General features: G+C 70.4%; 16 protein-coding genes. 7 read left to right on the plus strand and 9 right to left on the minus strand.

Annotated elements, in window-relative coordinates; all coding sequences use genetic code 11:
• Positions 1–4: 4 nt before the first annotated feature.
• A complete protein-coding gene (locus G6O69_RS26185) occupies positions 5–658 on the plus strand; it encodes a hypothetical protein (protein WP_172306230.1) in 654 nt (217 codons plus the stop codon).
• 76 nt (positions 659–734) lie between these two features.
• Here G6O69_RS26185 and G6O69_RS26190 read toward each other — a convergent pair whose 3' ends face one another.
• Positions 735–1787: an ATPase domain-containing protein gene (locus G6O69_RS26190; protein WP_172306231.1), complete on the minus strand. Its 1053-nt coding sequence runs from the start codon at positions 1785–1787 to the stop codon at positions 735–737.
• 131 nt (positions 1788–1918) lie between these two features.
• On the opposite strand from G6O69_RS26190, the gene G6O69_RS26195 reads away from it, so the two are divergent.
• Complete coding sequence (locus G6O69_RS26195) at positions 1919–3850, plus strand: PHP domain-containing protein (RefSeq protein WP_172306232.1); 1932 nt, start codon at positions 1919–1921, stop codon at positions 3848–3850.
• A 93-nt stretch (positions 3851–3943) separates the two neighbouring features.
• Here the strand turns inward: G6O69_RS26195 and lnt are convergent, their stop codons facing one another.
• Together lnt and aspS are read right to left on the minus strand one after the other, a co-directional pair.
• Positions 3944–5779, minus strand: a complete 1836-nt coding sequence (lnt, locus tag G6O69_RS26200) for an apolipoprotein N-acyltransferase (protein ID WP_172306233.1) — start codon at positions 5777–5779, stop codon at positions 3944–3946.
• 99 nt (positions 5780–5878) lie between these two features.
• Positions 5879–7693, minus strand: coding sequence for an aspartate--tRNA ligase (gene aspS / locus G6O69_RS26205; protein WP_172306234.1), 1815 nt, complete (start codon positions 7691–7693; stop codon positions 5879–5881).
• Positions 7694–7797: 104 nt separating this feature from the next.
• Here aspS and G6O69_RS26210 point away from each other — a divergent pair, with 104 nt between their 5' ends.
• On the plus strand, positions 7798–8667 hold the full coding sequence (locus G6O69_RS26210) for a metallophosphoesterase (RefSeq protein WP_172306235.1): 870 nt from the start codon (positions 7798–7800) through the stop codon (positions 8665–8667).
• A 45-nt stretch (positions 8668–8712) separates the two neighbouring features.
• On the opposite strand, the gene G6O69_RS26215 is transcribed toward G6O69_RS26210, so the two are convergent.
• The 3 genes from G6O69_RS26215 to G6O69_RS26225 all read right to left on the minus strand — a co-directional run bounded on the left by G6O69_RS26215 (position 8713) and on the right by G6O69_RS26225 (position 11652).
• Positions 8713–9648, minus strand: a complete 936-nt coding sequence (locus tag G6O69_RS26215; protein ID WP_172306236.1) for a hypothetical protein — start codon at positions 9646–9648, stop codon at positions 8713–8715.
• 167 nt (positions 9649–9815) lie between these two features.
• Positions 9816–10313: a hypothetical protein gene (locus G6O69_RS26220; RefSeq protein WP_172306237.1), complete on the minus strand. Its 498-nt coding sequence runs from the start codon at positions 10311–10313 to the stop codon at positions 9816–9818.
• 109 nt (positions 10314–10422) lie between these two features.
• Positions 10423–11652: a lysophospholipid acyltransferase family protein gene (locus tag G6O69_RS26225; RefSeq protein WP_172306238.1), complete on the minus strand. Its 1230-nt coding sequence runs from the start codon at positions 11650–11652 to the stop codon at positions 10423–10425.
• Positions 11653–11916: 264 nt separating this feature from the next.
• Here G6O69_RS26225 and G6O69_RS26230 point away from each other — a divergent pair, with 264 nt between their 5' ends.
• Positions 11917–13632, plus strand: a complete 1716-nt coding sequence (locus G6O69_RS26230; protein WP_172306239.1) for a right-handed parallel beta-helix repeat-containing protein — start codon at positions 11917–11919, stop codon at positions 13630–13632.
• Positions 13633–13718: 86 nt separating this feature from the next.
• Here the strand turns inward: G6O69_RS26230 and G6O69_RS26235 are convergent, their stop codons facing one another.
• Positions 13719–15011: a hypothetical protein gene (locus tag G6O69_RS26235; RefSeq protein WP_172306240.1), complete on the minus strand. Its 1293-nt coding sequence runs from the start codon at positions 15009–15011 to the stop codon at positions 13719–13721.
• A 143-nt stretch (positions 15012–15154) separates the two neighbouring features.
• Between G6O69_RS26235 and G6O69_RS26240 the strand changes: the two genes are divergently transcribed.
• Both G6O69_RS26240 and G6O69_RS26245 read left to right on the plus strand, forming a co-directional pair.
• Positions 15155–15862 (plus strand): response regulator transcription factor, encoded by a 708-nt coding sequence (locus tag G6O69_RS26240; protein WP_172306241.1) that lies wholly within the window; start codon positions 15155–15157, stop codon positions 15860–15862.
• Positions 15855–17237: a HAMP domain-containing sensor histidine kinase gene (locus tag G6O69_RS26245; protein WP_172306242.1), complete on the plus strand. Its 1383-nt coding sequence runs from the start codon at positions 15855–15857 to the stop codon at positions 17235–17237. Before G6O69_RS26240 ends, G6O69_RS26245 begins: the two co-directional genes overlap by 8 nt.
• Positions 17238–17262: 25 nt before the next feature.
• On the opposite strand, the gene G6O69_RS26250 is transcribed toward G6O69_RS26245, so the two are convergent.
• Together G6O69_RS26250 and G6O69_RS26255 are read right to left on the minus strand one after the other, a co-directional pair.
• Entirely contained in the window at positions 17263–17952 is a 690-nt protein-coding gene (locus G6O69_RS26250) for a hypothetical protein (RefSeq protein WP_172306243.1), read from the minus strand.
• 28 nt (positions 17953–17980) lie between these two features.
• Positions 17981–18718 carry a hypothetical protein gene (locus G6O69_RS26255; RefSeq protein ID WP_172306244.1) on the minus strand — a complete coding sequence of 246 codons (738 nt, stop codon included), beginning with the start codon at positions 18716–18718 and terminating at the stop codon, positions 17981–17983.
• Positions 18719–18913: 195 nt separating this feature from the next.
• Here G6O69_RS26255 and G6O69_RS26260 point away from each other — a divergent pair, with 195 nt between their 5' ends.
• A complete protein-coding gene (locus tag G6O69_RS26260; RefSeq protein WP_172306245.1) occupies positions 18914–19738 on the plus strand; it encodes a hypothetical protein in 825 nt (274 codons plus the stop codon).
• The last annotated feature ends 31 nt before the right edge of the window (positions 19739–19769 follow it).

Genomic DNA, 19769 nt, shown 5'->3' on the forward strand with positions numbered 1-19769 from the left:
GTCCGTGTCCGGATCCCATGTCTTCGGCGGTCTCGTCCTCGGTGTCTTGCTCGGGGCGGGGGCCCTCTATGTCGCCGAGCAGACCGTGCTCGCCCCCGAGCCGTGCGCCGGGGCCTGCGGGACGGGGACGATCTGCGAGGGCGAGCGCTGCGTGGTCGAGGTCGTCGAGGCGCCCGAGCTCGAGGCGCCGGTGGACGAGGCCGCGGGCAAGAAAAAGCGCGGGCGCAGGGGCAAGCGGGGCAGGGGCAAGTCCAGCGGATCGGCGGACGCGGGCGAGGGCCTCGCCGGGCCGCCGATCGACAACGACGCCGGGATCCCGCGCTTCGACGCCAACGCCGACCAGACCATCTCCATGTCCGACGGCAGCGGCCGGCTCAGCGACGCGCAGATCGACCGCGAGCTGGCCAAGCTCGACTCGAGCTTCCAGCGCTGTGTGCTCGACGCCAACGCCCGCGTGGCCGAGCTCGGCAAGGGTCAGGTGCGCTTCAAATTCGGCGTCGACGGCAAGGGCAAGGTCACCGGCGTCAACGTCAACGCGCCGAGCAACCTGTCCGAGGCGGGGATCGTGCCTTGCGTGCGCAAGGCGGTCTACGGCCACAAATTCCCGGCCTTCGACGGCCCGGTGATGAAGGTCAGCTCGAGCTTCTCGGTCGACTGAGCGGGCACAAAAAGAGCGGGGCGAGCTCTCGCTGCCCCGCTCGAACGCGCGCTGGATCGAGCCTGATCAAACTGGATCAGGGCAGGGGCAGCACGGCCTTGTCGGCCGGCTGCGCGTCGCTGACCCCCAGCTCGCCGATCTCGTCTTGCTCGATGCGGATCGGGTGCGGGAAGGTCGGCGTGGTCACGCTCTTGACCGCGCGGATGATGTCGATGCGCTCGCGGTACTTGCCGCCCCACTCGGCGGCCTGATCCTTGGAGGTCAGGCCCATCTCCTCGATCAGGAACACGGCGTCGGCGGTGTGGACCATGGCCTCGCCGCCCACGGGGGCGCCGGTGTCCTTGATCTGACCGACGCACAGGCAGGTCACGCCCTGCTCGTGGTTGTAGGTCTTGAGCGTGCTCAGGTGGTCGGCCGTCTTGCTGCGGCTGGGGTCGAGCATGTTGAGCGAGTCGATGACCACGAAGCCGATCCCGGCCTTCTCGACCAGGTAGCGGTACTTGGCGATGAAGTCGTCCCAGGTCTGGCCGCGGTGATACTGCGACTCGATCACCCACATGTTCTCGAGCACCTGCTCGCGGAACTCGTCCTCGCCGAGGCCGGTGGCCTTCATGCCGATCTTGGTCATGCGCGAGCCGAGGTCGTCGCGGCCCGAGCCGGCCTTGTCGTGGAAGCCCTCCTCGGCGACGACGAAGGCGACCTTGGTGCCGCTTTGGGCGACGCGGGCGAGGGTGCCCAAGGTGGTGCGGGTCTTGCCCTTACCGGGGGGGCCGACGAGCGCCATGGTGCAGCCCTTGGGCAGGCCGCCCAGAGAGGTCTTGCTGTCCTCGCTCAGGCACAGGTAGTCGAGCACGGTGCCCGTGGGCAGGGCCTCTTGCTTGCGGATCAGATCGTCGAAGGTCGCCGGGCGGATCAGCTCGGCCTCGAGGCCCGGATCCTCGTCCTTGCTGACCTCGCCCTGGAAGGGCGCCGCGGCGGGGTCGAACTGCGGGGCCATGCCCATGCCCCCGGCCATCTGCCCCATCATCTGCATCATCTGCATCATCATGGGGTTCATGCCCTGCATGCCTTGCATACCGGGCATGCCGGGCATCTGGGGGTTCTGCGGGTTTTGGTTGTCGTTGGCCATGTTCGCTCGTGCTCTGATCTGGATCGGGAGGGGGAGTCGTGGACGCGCTAGACTGAGCTGGCGCGGCCCGCACAATACCACCATCGACTCCGCACCCAAGCCCCCCGATCGCCGCCAGATCCCCCAGTCCAATGGCCAGCCTGCAAAACACCGAGCTCGCGGCCGCGTTCGCGGAGATGGCCGACCTCTCGCAGATCCAAGCTGGTGATCGCCACCGGATCTCGGCCCTGCGTCGTGCTGCGCGGATCCTCGACGGCCTGCCGCGGCCGGCGGCCGAGATGTTGCGCGACGGCAGCCTCGCCAAGCTCCCAGGGGTGGGCGCAGGGACCCTGCGCCGCATCGAGCAGCTGATCGAGCGCGGCAGCTGTGACGACCTCGACGCCCTGCGCGGGGCCCTGCCGGCGGGCGTGCGCGAGATGATGAAGATCGAGGGGGTCGGCCCGGCCACGGTCCGCGCGGTGTATCGGCAGCTGGGCGTGGACACCCTCGACGCCCTCGAGCACGCGGCCCGCTCGGGCCTGATCGAGACCCTGCCGCGCATGGGCTTGTCTCACGCTCGCAAGATCCTCGCCGGCCTCGCGGCCTATCGCCGACGTCGGGGCAAGCTCGCCCACGCGGAGGCGCTGCGCCGGGGACAGCGGCTGCTCGCAACCTTGATCGAGCAGCCGCTGGTGCTGCGCGCGGAGCTGGCGGGGGCGCTGCGCCGGGGCGTGGACCTGGTCGAGGGCGTGGACGTGGTGGTGGCGGCGGTCGATCCGGCCGCGGCGGTGGCTGCGATCAGGGTGCTCGGGACGCTCGGGACGCTCGCCGAGGGGGAGGGGAACGAGGGGGAGCCCTCGCCGACGACACGCTGCACGCTGAGCCTCGGCGAGGGGCACCAGGCGCGGCTGCGCGTCGTCCGGCCGCCGGCCTTCGCGGCGGCCCTCGTCGACGCCACCGGGGTCGAGGCGCACGTCCAGGCCCTGCGCGAGCGGGCGGCCGCGCGAGGGCTAGGCCTGACCGACGAGGGCCTGTTCGACGGTGATGGTCGGCAGATCGACGCTGGCGCCGACGAGCGGGCGACCTATCGCCACCTCGGCCTGGCCTGGATCCCCCCGGAGCTGCGCGAGGGACGAGGGGAGCTCGCGGCCGCGGCCAGCGGGGCCTCGCCGCGGCTGATCCGTGCCAGCGATCTGCTCGGCGACCTGCACATGCACACCCGCGACAGCGACGGCCGCGGGAGCGTCGAGGACATGCTCGCGCGCGCGGCCGAGCTGGGCCTGCGCTACGTGGCGATCACCGATCACTCGCGGGCCCTGGCGGTCGCCGGCGGCCTCGACGAGGCCGGCCTGGCCGCCCAGCTCCGGCGGATCCGCGCCCGCGATCGCCAGCATGGCGAGGACGGCCCGCGGCTGCTCGCCGGGATCGAGGTCGACATCCTCGAAGACGGCAGCCTCGACCTCGACCCGGCGCTGCTCGCCGAGCTCGACTGGGTCGTGGCCAGCGTCCACCAGTGGACGCGGATGAGCCGCGAGCAGATGACGGCGCGGATCATCCGGGCCATGGAGAGCGGGGTAGTCGACTGCATTGGTCACCCCACGGGGCGCCGGCCGGGCAAGCGCGATGGCTACGCCCTCGATCTCGACGCGCTGATCGCCGCGGCCGCGCGCCTCGAGGTCGCGCTCGAGTGCAACGGCGGTCCGCAGCGCATGGACCTCGACGACGAGGGCTGCCGGCGCTGCCGCGAGGCCGGGGTCGCGGTGGTGATCAACACCGACGCCCACGCCCCGGAGCAGCTCGGGCGCTTCGAGTTCGGCCTGGCCATGGCGCGCCGCGGCGGGCTCGCGGTCGAGCACGTGCTCAACGCCCAGCCCTGGCAGGTGATCGCCGAGCGCCGGGCTCGGCGGCTGCGCGAGCGCGGCGGCGCGTCGACGAAGCGGCTTCGCTCCGCGCCCGCTCGCGGGTCCGAGCGCACGCGCGGAGGGGGAGCCAAGCGCGGGCTCGAGTCGGGCCCCGTGGGCTTCGTGCTCGAGGCCCCAGACGCAGACGACGACGGCCAGGCCTGGGGCGAGGGCGAGGCCTGAGGCGCTCAGCCGCGCCTCGCCCGCGAGCTTCGACGCAGCGAGCTTCGACGCAGCGAGCTTCGACGCAGCGAGCGTGACGCGAGCCGATCGGCTTCAGGCGTCTTGCCGGGCGCGGTGATACTTGGCCCAGCCCCACAGCCCCAGCAGCCCGCTGATGCACAGCCAGGCGAAGAGGTCACCGGTGACGCCATAGAGGGTCCGGCGCTGGGGATCCATCATCGGGGCCTCGGCGACGAAGCCCTCGGCGCCCTGGTAGCCGTCGCTGTCCGAGTCCGTGGTCTTGGTCTGGTGGACCACGCGGCCGGTGGGGTCGACGTAGGCCGAGATCCCCGCGTTGACCGAGCGCAGCAGCGGCTTGCGGTGCTCGATGGCCCGGTACACCCCGAGGCCGAGGTGCTCGGCCTGCTCGCGGGTCTGGCCGAACCACGAGTCGTTGGTCAGGTTGACGATGGCGTGCACGCCCTGATTGGCGACCTCACGCGTGAAGCGCGGGAGGATGTCCTCGTAGCAGATCAGCGCGCCGAACTGGTAGTCGCCGACCTCGAGCCGGGCCGGGCCGTCGCCGCGGTTGAGGTGCGAGGCCGAGGGGATCACGCGCAGGTACCACTCGGGGTCGATCCCCGGAGGCGCGGCCTCGCCGAACATCAGCGGGTAGTTCTTGTCGTAGCGCGTGCCCCAGCGGCCCTCGGCGTCGAGGACCCAGGCCGTGTTCCAGGCGTAGGGGTTTTGGCGGGTGGCGTCGCGGGTGATCAGCCCGACGATCACGGGGACGTCGAAGCCGCGCTGGATCCGGCGCCGGTCCTTGATCGGGAGGTCGGTCTCGTGCTGCCGGGTGAAGCGGCCGTAGGGGTAGGCGGTCTCGCCCCAGAGCACGACCTGGGCGCCCTCTTGCTGGAGCTCGGCGGTCTGCTGCTGGAGCTCGCGCAGGAGCAGCGGCTTCATGGCCGGCGTGGAGTAGGTCTCGATGCCGAAGTTGCCCTGGACGATGCCGACCTTCAGCTTGGGCGCGGCCTCCATCTGGGCCTCGACCTGGTGGATGCGCAGGGCGCCGTAGCTGGGCACGCCGATCAGCCACGCGGCGAGGGTGGCCGCGGGCAGGGAGGCGAGGCGACCCTCGTCGAGGTAGACGCGCAGGACCTCCCAGGCGGCCGCGTTGATCGCGACCATCACGAAGCTCACGGTCACCGCGCCGCCGATCTCCGCGACCTGGATCCACAGCGGGTGCCAGGCCCAGCTCAGGGCCATGTAGACCGGGAAGATGCTGGGCAGCAGGAACTCCACGGCGGCCCAGGCCATGGGGAAGATCAGCAGCGTCGAGCGACCGGTGCGCGCGACCAGGAAATTGCTGATCGCCGAGGGGATGGCCCACTGGAGCCCGAGCCACAGGGCGAAGAGCGCGGTGATCCCCGCCGCCCCGGCCGTGCCGAAGCCGGCGAAGCGGGTCAGCAGCTCGGACATCCAAAAGAAGCCGACGAAGACCGAGACGAAGCCGGAGATCAGCCCGTAGCCAAAGGCCTGGCGCGGGGACCTGCCGTGGATCGCCCACAGCAGCGGGACCCAGCCGATGAAGGCCAGCCACCACACGTCCATGTTGGGCGCCGAGATCCACATCGAGGCCCCGGTCGCGGCCGCGGCGAGGATCCGCCAGGGATCCAAAAAGCGCGGCTTGCCGACGGCAGTGCCCGTCGCGCCAGCGGCCCGGACCGTGGGGATGCGCTTGCTCGAGGGGTCGCGGCTGGGGCCGCCCTGCTCGCGCGAGAGCAGCGAGCCGCTGAGCGCCGCGCTGCCCTCACGTCGGCGACGCTCGACCGCGGCGAGCAGCTCGGCTCGCTCCTCCTCGGTCGTGTCGTCGTCGATGGTGTGGGTGATGTCGTTGACCCCGGAGCTCGAGGCCGCCGTGTCCTCGTTGTCCTCGTGTTCGCTGCTCACGTGGGCTCCGACCGGGGTGCAGGGGAGATTACCGAAGGGGAGGGGGCAGCGCCAGCGCTCCCCCGCCTGCGCGGGGGGCCGTGGGCGCGGGCGCGGGGTTCAGTCCTCGGCGCCGGGGAGGGGGCGGTGACGAATGTAGAGCTCGGCGAGCTGGGCATCGTCGGCCGGCGTGGGGCAGTTGGTCATCAGGTCCTGGCCACGCTGGGTCTTGGGGAAGGCGATCACGTCGCGCAGGCTCTCGGCGCCGGACATCAGCATGGCCAGGCGATCGAGGCCCAGGGCGATGCCGCCGTGGGGCGGGGGCCCGTACTTGAAGGCGTCGAGCAGGAAGCCGAACTTGGCCCGCTTCTCCTCGTCGCTCATGCCCAGGGCCTCGAAGACCTTGGCCTGGACATCGGAGCGGTGGATACGGATCGAGCCACCGCCGACCTCGTTGCCGTTGAGCACCAGGTCGTAGGCCTTGGCGAGGACCTTGGCGGGATCGCTGATCAAGTGCTCGACGTGCTCGTCGCGCGGCGAGGTGAAGGGGTGGTGTGAGGACACCCAGCGCCCGTCGTGGCTCTTCTCGAACAGCGGGAAGTCGGTGACCCACAGGAAATTCCACTGCTTGGCGGCGGGGTCGACCAGGCCGAGCTCGTCGCGCAGGCGCAGGCGGATGGCGTTGAGCACCGCGTGGGTGGTCTCGAAGTCGTCGGCCACGAAGAGCAGCAGGCACCCGGGGGTGGCGCCCATCTCCTCGCTGATCTGCTTTTGCAGCTCGGGGGCGATGAATTTGGCGGTGCCGCCCTTCCAGCCGAGGTCGTCCTCGACCCGCGACCACGCCAGGCCCTTGGCCCCGCCGCTCTCGCGCTTCTTGGCGAACTCCGTGAGCTTGTCGATCTTGGCCCGGCCGAAGCCCGCGGCGTGCTCGGCCGGCATGCAGATGCCCTTGACGTAGTCGGCGCCCTCGAACACCGCGAACCCGCAGTCGCGGGTCAGCGCGCCGAGGTCGGCGAACTCGAGGCCGAAGCGGGTGTCGGGCTTGTCGGAGCCGTAGCGGGCCATGGCCTCGGCCCAGGTCAGGCGCGGGAAGGGGGTGGGGATCTCGGTCCCGAGCAGCTCGGACCACAGCCGGACCATCAGCGACTCCATCGGCGAGAACACGCGCTCGGGGGTCGCAAAGCTGAGCTCGACGTCGATCTGCGTGAACTCGGGCTGACGATCGTTGCGCAGGTCCTCGTCGCGGAAGCAGCGGGTGATCTGGAAGTACTTGTCCAGGCCCGAAACCATGAACAGCTGCTTGAAGATCTGCGGGCTCTCGGCCAGGGCGTAGAAGGTCCCGGGGTTGAGGCGGCTGGGGACCAGGAAGTTGCGCGCCCCGCCCGGGGTGTACTTGACCATGTAGGGCGTCTCGAGCTCGAGGAAGCCGAGCTCGGACAGGTGCGTGCGCGTGAGCGTGCCGACCTTGGAGCGGAGCACGAAGTTGCGCTGGAAGCTGGGCCGGCGCAGATCGAGGTAGCGATACTGGAGGCGCAGGTTCTCGTTGGTGTCGAGGCGATCGTCCTTGGAGATGTCGAAGGGCGGGGTCTCGGACCTGGAGAAGATCTCGAGGGTGTCGACCTCGACCTCGATCTCGCCCGACGCGAGGTTGGGGTTGGCCTCGCCTTCGTTTTCGACGCGGGCGACGACCTTGCCGGCGACGCCGATGCAGTACTCGCTGCGCAGGACCTTGGCGGCCTCGTGGGTGCCGGCGTCGACGTCGGGGCCGAACACCACCTGGGTCATGCCCTCGCGGTCGCGGAGGTCGATGAAGATGCGGCCGCCGAGGTCGCGGCGGAAGTTGACCCATCCAAACAAGACCACGCGCTCGCCGGCGTGATCGATGCGCAGATCGTTGCAGCTGTGGGTTCGACCGGTGTCGAGGAGGGCGGACATGTCGCCGAACTGTAGTGCGTGGCCTGCGAGTCTGAAAGGGCCTCGGGCCGGCTCCCACGTGCTAGATCTCTAGCGGCCCGGCTAGGCTGGGCAGAGATTGCCCCATGGCCCTGCGCTTCTTGCACTGTTCCGACATTCACCTGCTGAGCCTGCGCGGCGTGGGCCCGCACCGCTTCCTCAACAAGCGGCTCACGGGCGGCGTCAACTTGATGCTCAAGCGGGGCAAGCACCACAGCGAGGCGCTCTTCGATCGCACCGTAGAGCGCGCGCACGAGCTCGGGGTCGACCGCCTGGTGATCACCGGCGACCTCAGTAACCTGGCCCTCGAGCGGGAATTCGAGCATATCGGCGAGAAGCTCGCCGGGGCGGGGCTGCCGGTCACGGTGATCCCCGGCAACCACGACGCCTACACCCGCGGGGCCGTCCGCAGCCGGCGCTTCGAGGCCATGCTCGGCCAGTTCATGGCGGGGGAGCGCCTGGGCGATGGCGACGACACCTACTACCCCTTCGTCCAGCGCTACGGCGAGGTCGCGCTGATCGGCGTGTCCACGGCCCAGGCGAGCATGCCTCTGTATGCCGTGGGCACCGTGGGCGCGCCGCAGCTCGTCCGCCTCGCCGAGATCCTGCGCGCCCTCGGGGACGAGGGGGTCTCGCGGATCGTGCTGATCCACCACCCCGTGATGCCGGGCGTGGCCCTGCCGCGGCACAATCTGCTCGATCTCGAGGCCTTCGGCGAGGTGATCGCCCAGTGCGGGGCCGAGCTCGTGCTCCACGGCCACGAGCACGTGGAGATCGCCGGCTCGATCCCCGGGCCCGAGGGGCCGGTCGCCGTGCACGGGATCAGCTCCGGCACGAACCTCTCGCGCCACCCTGGCCGCGAGGCCGCGTTCGCGCTCTACGAGGCCGAAGGCGGGGAGATCGCCCGGACCTTGCACGTCTGGGACGGGCAGGACTTTCAGCCTCGGGAGCCCTGACGCCTCGGGCCTCGCCGCGGCTCTCGCCGCGGCTCTCGCCGCGGCTCAGGGCGACTCGTCTCGGCGGGCCGCGTCGGGATCGTCGCGTGTCTCGGCAGAGGCGAGGCGAGCTGCCTGGCGGCGGAGCTGATCGTTTTGGACGGCCTGCTGGGCCGCGTGGATGCGCGGGACCAGCTCGCGGTTGATCTCGTTGAGGCGCTGGATGAAGCCGCGCTCGAGGCCGCGGCTGGCGTGGATGGTCTGGTAGAGCGCGTCGAAGATCGCCGCGTACTCGGGCTCGAGCTCACCTCGGTCCGCGCCCGCGCCCGCGCCCGCCTCGAACGCGGCGTCTTGGTCTCGTTGGTCCTGGTCCTGGTCCTGGTCGCGTCGCTGGGTGCGGTGCTCCGGCTTGACCGCAGCGATCGCCGCGTCGAGGTCCGCGCGGGGATCGTCGAGCCAGGTCAGGGTCTTGCGGATCACCGCCGGCGGATCGGCGAGCAGGCCGTCGTAGCTCTGCACGTGCACCGGGTAGCGGCGGATCGCGATGTCGCGCACGAGGGCGAAGTTCTCGGACCACCACTCGAGGGCCGGGGCGAAGCGCACCGGATCGGGGCTGTCGGGCTTGCGCTCGCGGCGGGCCGCGTCCTCCATGGCGTAGAGGCGAGTGATCGAGCGATCGTACTCGCGCCAGTCTCGGACGGTGGCCACGACCTTGCCGATGAACGCGCGATCGCTGCGCACCAGGCCGGGGATGAAGACCTTGACCACGTGGCGCTCGACCTGCTCGGGGAAGAAGTAGGCCCCCGTGCGCGGGTGCGGGTTGGTGCGCCAGTAGATGCCCTGGCGCAGCAGCGACTCGTAGAAGCCGGCGGGGTTGGCTGCGCGGATGGTCTCGCCCCAGTTGGAGGGGAAGGCGTCGCCGAAGGGGGGGAAGCCGGCGGCGATCAGGATCTGCATCCACATCGAGGTGCCGGAGCGCTTGGTGCCGGTGACGATCAGCATCGCGGTTCGCCGGCTACGGTAGCAGCAAGCGCTCGCGCTGGGCGATGGCGAGGGCTCGAGGCCGGAGCGCTCGCTGTGCTCTCGACGCGCTCATGGGCCGACGGCGACGCGTCGGGGGGACGCGTCGTGGTCGGGTGCTGATGGGATCTCGAGCTCGTCCGGGGCGATCAGGGCTCGGCCAGGGCGGGCTCGCAGCGGACCTCGCCCAGGGGCGGCTGGATCAGCGGCGGCCCGCCGACGCGGACGTGGAAGCAGCGCTCTTTGCTGCGGATGTGCAGGCGGGCGCCGTAGGGCAGGGGCAGGCGGGCGCCGCCGCTGGGCTCGGCGAGGGCCGGATCGGCGAGCATCTGGTCGACGGTCATGCGGCTGACGCCGATGTGCAGCTCGCCGGCCATGCCGGGGAGCACCCAGAGCACCGGGCGGCCGTCGGCGTCGAGCTCGAGCAGCGAGAGCTGCTCGCGGCCGGCGAGGATCTCGGGCGGCAGCGAGCGGCGGTCGAGCAAGAAGCGGTCTTTGCGGCGAGCGCCCGTGAGCAGGGCGAAGAGCTTGGCGATCCGGCCGGGGGAGGGCTCGAGCTTGGCGACCATCCGCGGCTCCCCGCCGACGACCTCTACGATCTCGACGGGGGGAAGGGGGATCCGGCCAGGCTGCGCGCGGGGTGACATGCTCGCTTCGCTCGACCAACGCGCGAGGGCGCCGGCTCATTTCAAGACGCGCGAAGCAAAAAAATGTTCCTCGATGCCCTGGGGTGAAAGCTGGGTAGAGGGGGGCGGATCACGGCGCGTCGCGCGTGCTCGCGGTTCGCCAGTGCTCGACGCGCTCGGCCCACTCGAGGGGAGACTGGCGCGGGAGCACGACCTCGTAGTGGGCCTCGTCCTTGGTCCGAAACGCCAGCTGCCGGCGCAGCTCGACGTTGGCGTTTTGGAGCGCGTGGAGGGGGAGGTTCAGCCGATCCTCGCCAGCGGGGTCGATGAAGCGCAGGCGCTCGGCGTCGAGGGCCAGCTGCCCGCGGGCGATGGTGCGCGGCTGCTCGCCGCGGATGTCGAGCAGCTCGGCCGGCTCGCTGCGGGCGATCTCACCAGTCTGCGCGAAGCGGGCCGGATCGACGATGAAGTCCTCCTCGAGGTTGCGGGCGCGCAGCGCGGCGCGGGCCTCGACGATGGTCATGGAGCGCGCCCCGCCAGACTCGGCGATCAGGCAGTTGTGGGTGTCGACGCGCCAGGTCGCCCTGCAGGCGCCGCAGCGCACGTGGTCTTCGCTGGGGGTGAGGCTGTCCCAGGCGAAGCAGCTCGGGCAGCGAAAGATCGGGTTCTCGATGCCCATGGCCAGCCGGCGGCCGCGGACCGGGAAGTGGTTGCGCTCGTCGCTCTGATCAATGCGCAGGGCCTGCTCGAGCCACGCGCGGATCTCCGCGGGCGGGGTCTTGCGGGCGAAGCTCTTGGCCTGGCCAAACTCGATCTTCACGGTGCCGTGGCGGCGCTGCTCGGCCCAGCGGGGCATGACGCGATCGGCGTTGAGCACCCGCACCGGGACCACGGGGATCTTGAGCAGCCGGACCAGGGCCTCGACGCCAGGGAGCAGGGGCAGCAGCTCCCCATCCCAGCTGCGCTGGCCCTCGGGGTAGGAGGCGACGAGATCGCCGAGGTCCGCCCACTTCTTGATCATCCGGATCGCGCCGACGTCGGCCACGAATTTCTTCTTGGGCACGCTGCCGAAATTTCGCAGCACCGGCCCGATCAGCGAGTGCTGCATCGCCACGGCGGTGGCCATGAAGTGGATCGTCCGCCGCGCAGCGGTGATCGTGAACCACGGGTCGAAGAGGCTGACGTGGTTACTGAGTACGAGGGCGGGGCCGTCGGGGAGATTCTCGACCCCCGAGCGGCTCAGGCGAGCGAAGCGATTGAGGATGATCCGGCTGGGAAGCATGAATGCTCGCGTGGCCAGATCGACCTTTCGCTTGTTCGCTTCGCTCGGCTCTCGGGGCGGCAGGCGACGCCGGCGCATGGTGCCGGATTACACAGCGAGGTGGGGGTGGGTCCAGTGCTGGCGCGCACGATCGTGGGTCGAGCCGGGTCCGGGTGGGGCCGCCCAATTGGGCAGGGCGCCGCGCACGGCGAGAGATAAACGCGACGCGTCGATTTCGGTCCCTGGCGGCGAGCATGAATGGGGGGTCGTTGGTGGGAAAGATCGATGAAATTTCGGTGAGCCGAATCCGTGTGCGTGCGCCGTGTTCGCGGAGCCGACCGCGCCTGACCTATGCTCGCGCCAATGGACGATTGCGCGCGCACTTCGTGGCTGCTCTTCCCCGCCTTCGGGCTGCTCTTGGCCGCATGCCCCTCGGGCTTCTCCGACGAAGGTGAGGCCGGCGAATCGGACGAGAGCGGGTCTACGGACATCGACGAGGACGGGTCGAGCTCCGGGGGCATGGACTCGGTGGGCGAGAGCCAAGGCGAGAGTGAGAGTGAGAGTGAGAGCGAGAGCGACAGCGGTAGCGAAGGTGAGAGCGAGACGGAGGGCGGCGAGACCGACACCGGCGGGGATCCGCCAGAGGCGATCTGCGACGCCCCGATCGCGCTCTACGACACGGGCTCGCCCACGGCGGTGATCGGTGACGGCAGCCCAGAGAGCTGCACCTTCAGCGCGCTGAAGGCCGCGGCCGAGGCCGGCGGGACGATCACCTTCGACTGCGGCGCCGACTCGCACACGATCACCTTCGAGTCGACGATCGAGCTGCCCATCAACACCGACACGATCCTCGACGGCGAGGGGACGATCACCTTCGACGGCGGCGGAGCGGTGCGACTGTTTCACTTCGAGCACCCGGACTGGATGAACAACCCGACCAAGGTCGTGCTCCAGCGCCTGCGCCTGATCAACGGCTCGGCCCCGCCCGGAGAGTACTTCGAGCAGGATCCCGAGAACCCCGATTGCGCCTATGGCTACAAAGAGGGCTCGGGCGGGGCGATCTACATGCGAAACGGGGTGCTGCACGTGCTCGACAGCGAATTCGAGGGCAACCTCGCCGCGCTCGAGGGCCCGGACGTGGGCGGCGGTGCGATCTATGTGGTCGGCGTGCCCGAGGTGATCATCTCGGGCAGCAGCTTCGTGAACAACCGCGCCGCCAACGGCGGGGCCGTGGGCATGCTCTTCGCCAACCCCGGCATCTACAACTCGCTGTTCGAGGGCAACACCGCCGAGGGCATCGGCCAAAACTACGTCGAGGCCGGCTGCCCATTGTTCAACCACGACGAGCAGGGCGGGGCCGGGGGCAACAGCGGCGCGGTCTATTTCGACGGCCTCAACGACGCCGAGTGGACCTACGAGATCTGTGGCTCGACCTTCCGCGAGAACAAGGCCAACGAGCTCGGCGGGGCGCTGTTCCGCACGCCCAACGTCGAGCCGCGCCAGATGCTGCTCGACCGCTGCACCTTCGAGGGCAACACCGCGCGCCTGGGCGGGGTGTCGTTCATCAAGGACAACAGCGTCACGGTCCGTGGGAGCACCTTCGCCCACAACCGCAGCGGCGTGAACGTGGCCGGAGACGAGCTCGGCGGGCCGCTCGGCGGGCTGTGGATCAACTCGGGCTCCGTGGACCTGGTCAACAGCACCTTCTACGACAACCAGCCCAGCGGCCTGGACGTCGAGGGCTCCGGCGGCACGGTGGTCAACGCGACCTTCGTGGACAGCCGCCCGGGCGGGGACTTCAGCGTGTCCAACAGCCTCTTCGTCGACACGACCTGCAACGCGACCTTGGTCGGCAGCAACAACCTCCAGTGGCCCGAGGGCGGCCAGGACTGCGTCGAGGGCGTGAGCTACGGGGATCCCGAGCTCGGAGCGCTGGGCGACAACGGCGGACCCACGCAGACGGCGGTGCCCGCCGCGGACGGGGCCGCCGCGGGCGTGGGGGCAGACTGTCCGACCACGGACCAGCGCGGCGAGACCCGCGACACGGCGAGCTGCGCCGCGGGCTCGGTCGAGCCGTGATCGCGCGCGAGTGAACGCGGGCAGGCCGGCGCGCCGAGCTGGACGCCGGCCCTGTCCGCGCGCTGCGTGTTGGCGGCGAGCAGCGGCTAGCAGCTGCCGTGACCGGGCATCGGCTCGATGCCGTTGAGGCAGCCGAACTCGACCATCGCGTCCACGCGCTCGTCGGGGTCGGTGTACTCGAGGGCATAGACGAGATCGGCGACGAGGTCGTCTCGGAGCACGGTGTCGTCGGCGCCCTGGGCCGCGAAGCCGTTGTACTCGGCGTAGGCGAAGAGCTCGTCGTAGACGGCCGTGAGCGCCGCCTGGGTGGTCTGGTCGGCCGCGGGCAGCTGATCTTGGGGCACGCCCACCTCCCAGGCGTGGCGGATCAGGTGCAGGGTCTGCAAGCACTCGGGGCCGTCCATCATGCTGTAGAAGTTGGGCTGGGCGAGGGCGTGGTAGGGGCCCGCGAGGTAGGAGTCGTCGGTGCAGATGTGGTGCGAGACGCGATCGGCCAGGGTGTGCAGGTAGATGCCGAGCTTGGCCAGGCCGACGCGCTCGGGGTGCAGACCCTCGGGGTCGACGACCTGGTCGATCTCCGAGGCCAGCAGCCCGGTCGAGGTCTCGACGATCTGCTCGCCGAGCAAGGGGCTGAAGGGCAGCTCGGCGTCGCCGAAGAGGCTCAGCGAGGAGCGCACGCGGTTGTTGCCGATCAGCGCGCTGAAGCAGTCCTCGCCGGTGGCGTAGTCGCCCGCGCTGCTGACCTCGGTCAGGCCGGCGGTGCACGCCAGGCCGAAGTCGTAGACCCAGCGGCGGATGTTGGCGAGGGTGACCTCGACGTCCGGATCGTTGACCTCGGGGTGGAGGCCGTCGACGGCGATCGGGGCCTGGGTGGTGCCCGTGTGCGGCGGGTGGATGTGATAGAAGACCCCGCCGCTGTCGCGGTTCGTCCGGGTCACGCCGTCGATGGTCGCGGTCACCAGCGTGGGATCGGCGATCAGGTCGCCGTTGCGGTCGCGCGGGGTGTACTGGCCGAGATCCGCGGCCTCGTCGTAGGCCGCGACCCAGTAGGCGCTGTCGATGTCGAAGCCGACGAGCGCCGCGAGGTAGTAGGTGGCGTCGGTGTGGACCATGCTGCGCCCGTTGTTGCCCTCGTCGTCGAGCTGGGCGCGGATGACCCCCATCGCCGCCATCACGCCCGTGGTGCAGACCGCGGTGCTCTCCCCGGGGGCGCAGGCCGCAGGCACGGGGGCGCAGTGGACGAGGCGGCTCTCGCCTTCGCTGACGTTGGCCTCGTCGAGGTAGCAGAGGTCCTCGGCGAAGGCGTGGGCATCTCCAGCGAAGAAGGTGAGGGCGAGCAGGGCCATGGCTCCAGGCGCGACAACAAAGGTGCGTTGCATGCGGTCAAGCTAGTGCGCGAAGCTGACCTTGGTCTGACGTCGGCCGGGTCGGATCGTGATGTCAGCAAAAAGTCAGGCTCGAGGTGCATGCTGAGCCGAGTCACCCGGCGCATTCCTCTATCCTGGGGCGACCGAGGCCGCCAATGACCCGCGTGCTACTCATCGAAGACGACGAGCGACTCGCCGCTCGGCTCCAGTCTCAGCTCGAGCGCCGCGGCCTCGACTGTCGCTGGGAGCGAGACGCCGAGGCTGGGCTCGGGGCGCTGCGTGACCAGGCCCCGGAGCTGCTGCTGCTCGATCTCAATTTGCCCGGACAAAGCGGCTTCGAATTGCTCGAGCAGCTGCGCAGGGAGCAGCCCGAGCGTGGGCTGCCGGTGATCGTGCTGACGGCGCGGAGCCTGGGCAACGACAAGGTCCGCGCCCTGGACCTCGGGGCGGACGACTACCTGACCAAGCCATTTTGGATCGAGGAGCTCGAGGCGCGGATGCGGGCGGTGCTTCGGCGCGTGGCCGGGGGGCCAGGGAGCGCGCGGGTCGAGACCGAAGCCTCGACCCTGCGTCGGGTCGGCGGCCTGGTCATCGACGAGGCCGCTCGCAGCGTGTGCCGGGGTGATCGAGACCTCCAGCTCACGCGCACGGAGTACGAGCTGCTGCTGCACATGCTGCGTCGCGCGGGGCGGGTGGTCATGCGCGAGCACCTCTACGTCGCGGTGCTCCAGCGCCAGGATCAGGCCCTCGACGCGCTGCAAAAGCACATGTCGCGGCTGCGCGCCAAGCTCGGCGAGGACGCCCAGGTGATCGAGACCGTGCGCGGGGTCGGCTACCGCGTGCGCGAGGTCGACGATGTCTGAGGCGCCAGCGAAGTCGTCCTCGTTCGAGGCTGGTGGGCCGCTGCGTGGGGTCGGCCTGCGGGCCAAGGTTGCGATCGCCGGCTCTTGCGTGGTCCTGATCCAGACCTTGCTCGCGGTCTTGTGGGTGTCGTGGATCTTCGTCGACTACCACTACGAAGAGCACATGCGTGCCTGGGTGGGCGAGCTCGATCACTACGGTGAGCTCGCGCGCTGCGAGGCGGATCCGCGCAGCTGGCGGGCGAGCAACGAGATGCTCGGCGTCGCGACGGCGCTGCGCGACGACGGCCGCGGCTACGCCAGCGACGAGCAGCGCGCGGAGCCTGTCGGGCCGCTGGGTCCGCCCAAGCTCGAGTCTCCGCGCAGCTTGGGCCGAGAGTTCTTCGTCTACGACACGGGCCGCGCGGGTCGCTGCCGGCGGCTGCTGGTCCTGCGCTCGCGGGACCTCCCGCCGATCCTCCGCGCCGAGAGCCGCCCCGTGCTGCTGGTCCGCGTGCTGATCGACGCCGTGGCGGTGGTCTTCTTGGTGCTGCTGATCAGCGCGCCGCTGATCCGGCGGCTGCGATCGATGGCGGTGGTCGCCGAGCGCAGCGCGGCCGGGGGCTTCGACGAGGAGCTGCCCGAGTCGGGCGACGAGCTCGGGCAGCTCGCGGCCGCCTTCAACCAGGCCACGCGCACGGCCCGTGAGCGGCTGGAGCTGCTGCACGAGCGCGATCGGGCGCTGCGCGAGACTCTGGCCAACCTGGCTCACGACGTGCGCACGCCGATGAGCGCGCTCAAGCTCGGGCTCGGGGCCGCGAACCTGGATCCCCAAGAGGGCAGGGCCCTGCGCGCGGAGGTCGAGCACCTCGACGCGCTCTTCGCCAACCTCGACACCCTGGCGCGCTTCGAGACCGCGACGATCCCCCTGACCCGCGAGCCCACCCGCCTCGACTCGATCCTCGAGCGCGTGGCCCTGCGCTTGTCGGTGATCGCCGAGGACAAGGGCCTGCGCCTCGAGCTCGCCCTGCCCGACGAGGGCCCGGTGATCGACGCGGACCCCGTGGCCCTCGAGCAGGCCGTGGGCAACCTGGTCCACAACGCCGTCAAATTCGCGCGCGAGGAGGTGACCCTCGGCTGCTTCGAGCTCGGCGAGGAGGTGGTGATCAGCGTGCGCGACGACGGCGGGGCCCTCGATCTCGCCGAGCTGCCCACGCTGGCCGAGCGCGGCAAACGCGGGCGGCGGGCGGCCGACCGCGATCGCGGGCGCCCGGGCCAAGGCCTCGGCCTGGCCATCGCCCGCGAGATCGTCGAGCGCCACGGCGGTCACCTGCGCCTGGCCCTCGACGACAGCGGAGGGACGCTGGCGACGCTGACCTTGCCCTGCCCACGCATCTGAGCGCGCGCCTCCAAACTGATCGCTCCTAGGGCTCCCAGGCCAAGGTCCCGCGCAGGTCCTCGGGGAGCTGCGCGAGGCGGTCCGCGAGCCGGGCGCGATCGAGGCCGCGGGGGGCCTTGTAGGTCAGCGCCGCGCTGCCCTTCCTGACCCGCCTGTCCTCGCCCAAGACCTCGCAGCCGAGCTCGCGCAGGGCCTCGGCGTGGGCCTCGGAGGCGGCGTCGAGGATCGTGGGGTCGAGGCCCTGGATGGTCACCCGACCGAAGCGGTGGCGCTCCAGGGCGAAGATCAGCGCCCAGGCCAGGAGCGTGGCCAGGAAGGCGACGACGTAGAGCTCGAGGCCGCAGCACAGGCCGATCACCGCGACCAAGATCACCCGGCCGGTGTCCTTGGCCTCGCCCACGTTGGTCCGAAAGCGCATCAGCCCGCCGATGCCGAACACGACCAGGGCCATGGTGGGCTGGATCTCGACGATGATCGCGATCAGGGCGCCGACGAGGGCGTAGGTGAGCAGGGTCTTGGGCTGCTCGAGGGCTTCGAGGGTGGTGGCCCTGGCGCGCGCGACCGGGTGGTAGGCGATCACCGCGGCGAGGGCCACGGCGATCACCAGGATCACGATCGCGTCGAGGATGAAGTCGAGCTCGAGGAAGGCTCGCCAGCCCGTGGCCGACGCGCCGAGCTCGGCGCCAGCGGACACGAGCTCGGGGGCGAAGGCCATGAGAGGTCAGCGAGTGTGGGGGGATGGATCAGGGCCACAGGCAGACACTCTCGAAACTGACGGTCTCGCAGCTCATACCGTCGGGACAGTCGGTGCTGTCGCTACAGGTGATGAAGCAACGATCGGAGAGGATACTGTCGAAGGTCGTGCACTCGATGGTGAAGCCCGGGAGAGCTTCACAGTCTGCGTCCATCCCGCAGGCCTCACCGCATACAGTGCCCGGGGCAGTGTTCGGGTCGAGGCAGTGCTCCATATCGAAGCAGTCGTTTTCCTCCACGCAGGCGCCATAGTAGTCCGACATCATGCCCGTGTCGGAGGAGGACTCCTCGGAGCTGGATTCGGAGGTCGACTCTTCGGAGCTCGACTCGGAGGTGGACTCTTCAGAGCTGGACTCTTCGGAGCTGGATTCGGAGCTGGATTCGGAGCTGGATTCGGAGCTGGATTCGGAGCTGGATTCTTCGGAGCTGGATTCGGAGGACTCCTCGGAGCTGGACTCCTCGGAGCTCGTGTCCATGCCGTCCGCGGTGCCCTCTTCCGTCGTCGTCGTGTCGCCGGTGGTCGTCTCCTCGTCCGCAGACTCGGACTCGGAGGAGGAGCTGGTCGAGTCCGTACTGCTCGAGTCCGCGCTCTCGCCGTCGCCGATCTCGGAGGCGCTCTCCTCCATCACCTCGTCCGAGCCCGAGTCGTCGGACTTGGAGTCGGTCGAGGTCGAGCCCGCGCCAGAGCTGTCGAAGTTGCAGGCGAGGACGAGTGGGGACGCGAGCACGATTAAGCAGAGGCGACGCATGGGGGCATGGTGCCAGTGAGCTTCGAGGGCAGGCAAGGGTCGGGGCGCCGCGCGAGGGTTGGGCCATCGGGGGCCCGTGTCGGGGGCTGCGCACCCCCTGGAGACAGGTTGCGCGTGCAGGCACAGACGCGCGCCACTGACCCTCGGCGTCGTGATATCAAGGACGCGTTGGCCATGCAGCACTCCCACGCGCCCTCCTTTTGTCTCGTCTCGCTCTTCACCTTGGCCCTCGCGCTGCCCTCGCTGTCCGCGTGCAGCGAGCGCGGGGCGAACGAGATCCGGATCGAGGGCAGCGAGGCCGTGCGCGCGGATTCAGCGGAGACTGCCGACGGCTGGACGGTTCGCTTCGACAGCGTGGTGGTGGTCCTTCAGCACCCAGGGGTGATCGAGGGCTACGAGGACGGGGCGGGGGAGGCTCCAGCCTGGGTCCGCGAGCCCAGCGTCACGGTCTGGGACGTGGCGGCGATCGACGCCGAAGGGGAGGGGGAGCCCGTGCTCAGCCGGCTGATCCGCGCGACCGAGTACGACGGCGTGATCTTCGGCGTGGCCAACCCAGGGGCGAGCGACTACGAGGCTTTGCCGGGGAACGTGGACGCGGCGGTGGTCACGGCCATGACAGCGGCCGATCGCGCCTTGCGGGTGGTCGGCGAGGCGAGCGACGGCGTCGATACGCTCCGCTTCGATTGGATGTTCGACCTCGATCTGCGCTATCGCTGCGCCCTCGATGAGCCGGTAACCTTGGGCGCCGTCGAGATCGGCGACGAGGATGCTCTGGTCACCACCATCGAGCTGGCCGCCGAGGAGCTGCTCCGCGGCGAGGGGGGCGAGCTCGAATTCGCCGCCATCGCGGCGGGCGATGGCGATGGTGACGGTGCTGTGACTCGCGAGGAGCTCGAGTCCGCGGGTCTGCTCGAGAGCATGGACGCGCGGGCAAAAACCCTGGCGGGGGCTCGCGGTGCGTCGAGCTGCGAGCGCAGCGAGCCGGCAGTCGAGGGGTGAAGTCTGGCGCCGCGGGGCGCTTTGGTGGGAT

The organism is Pseudenhygromyxa sp. WMMC2535 (genome assembly GCF_011083025.2).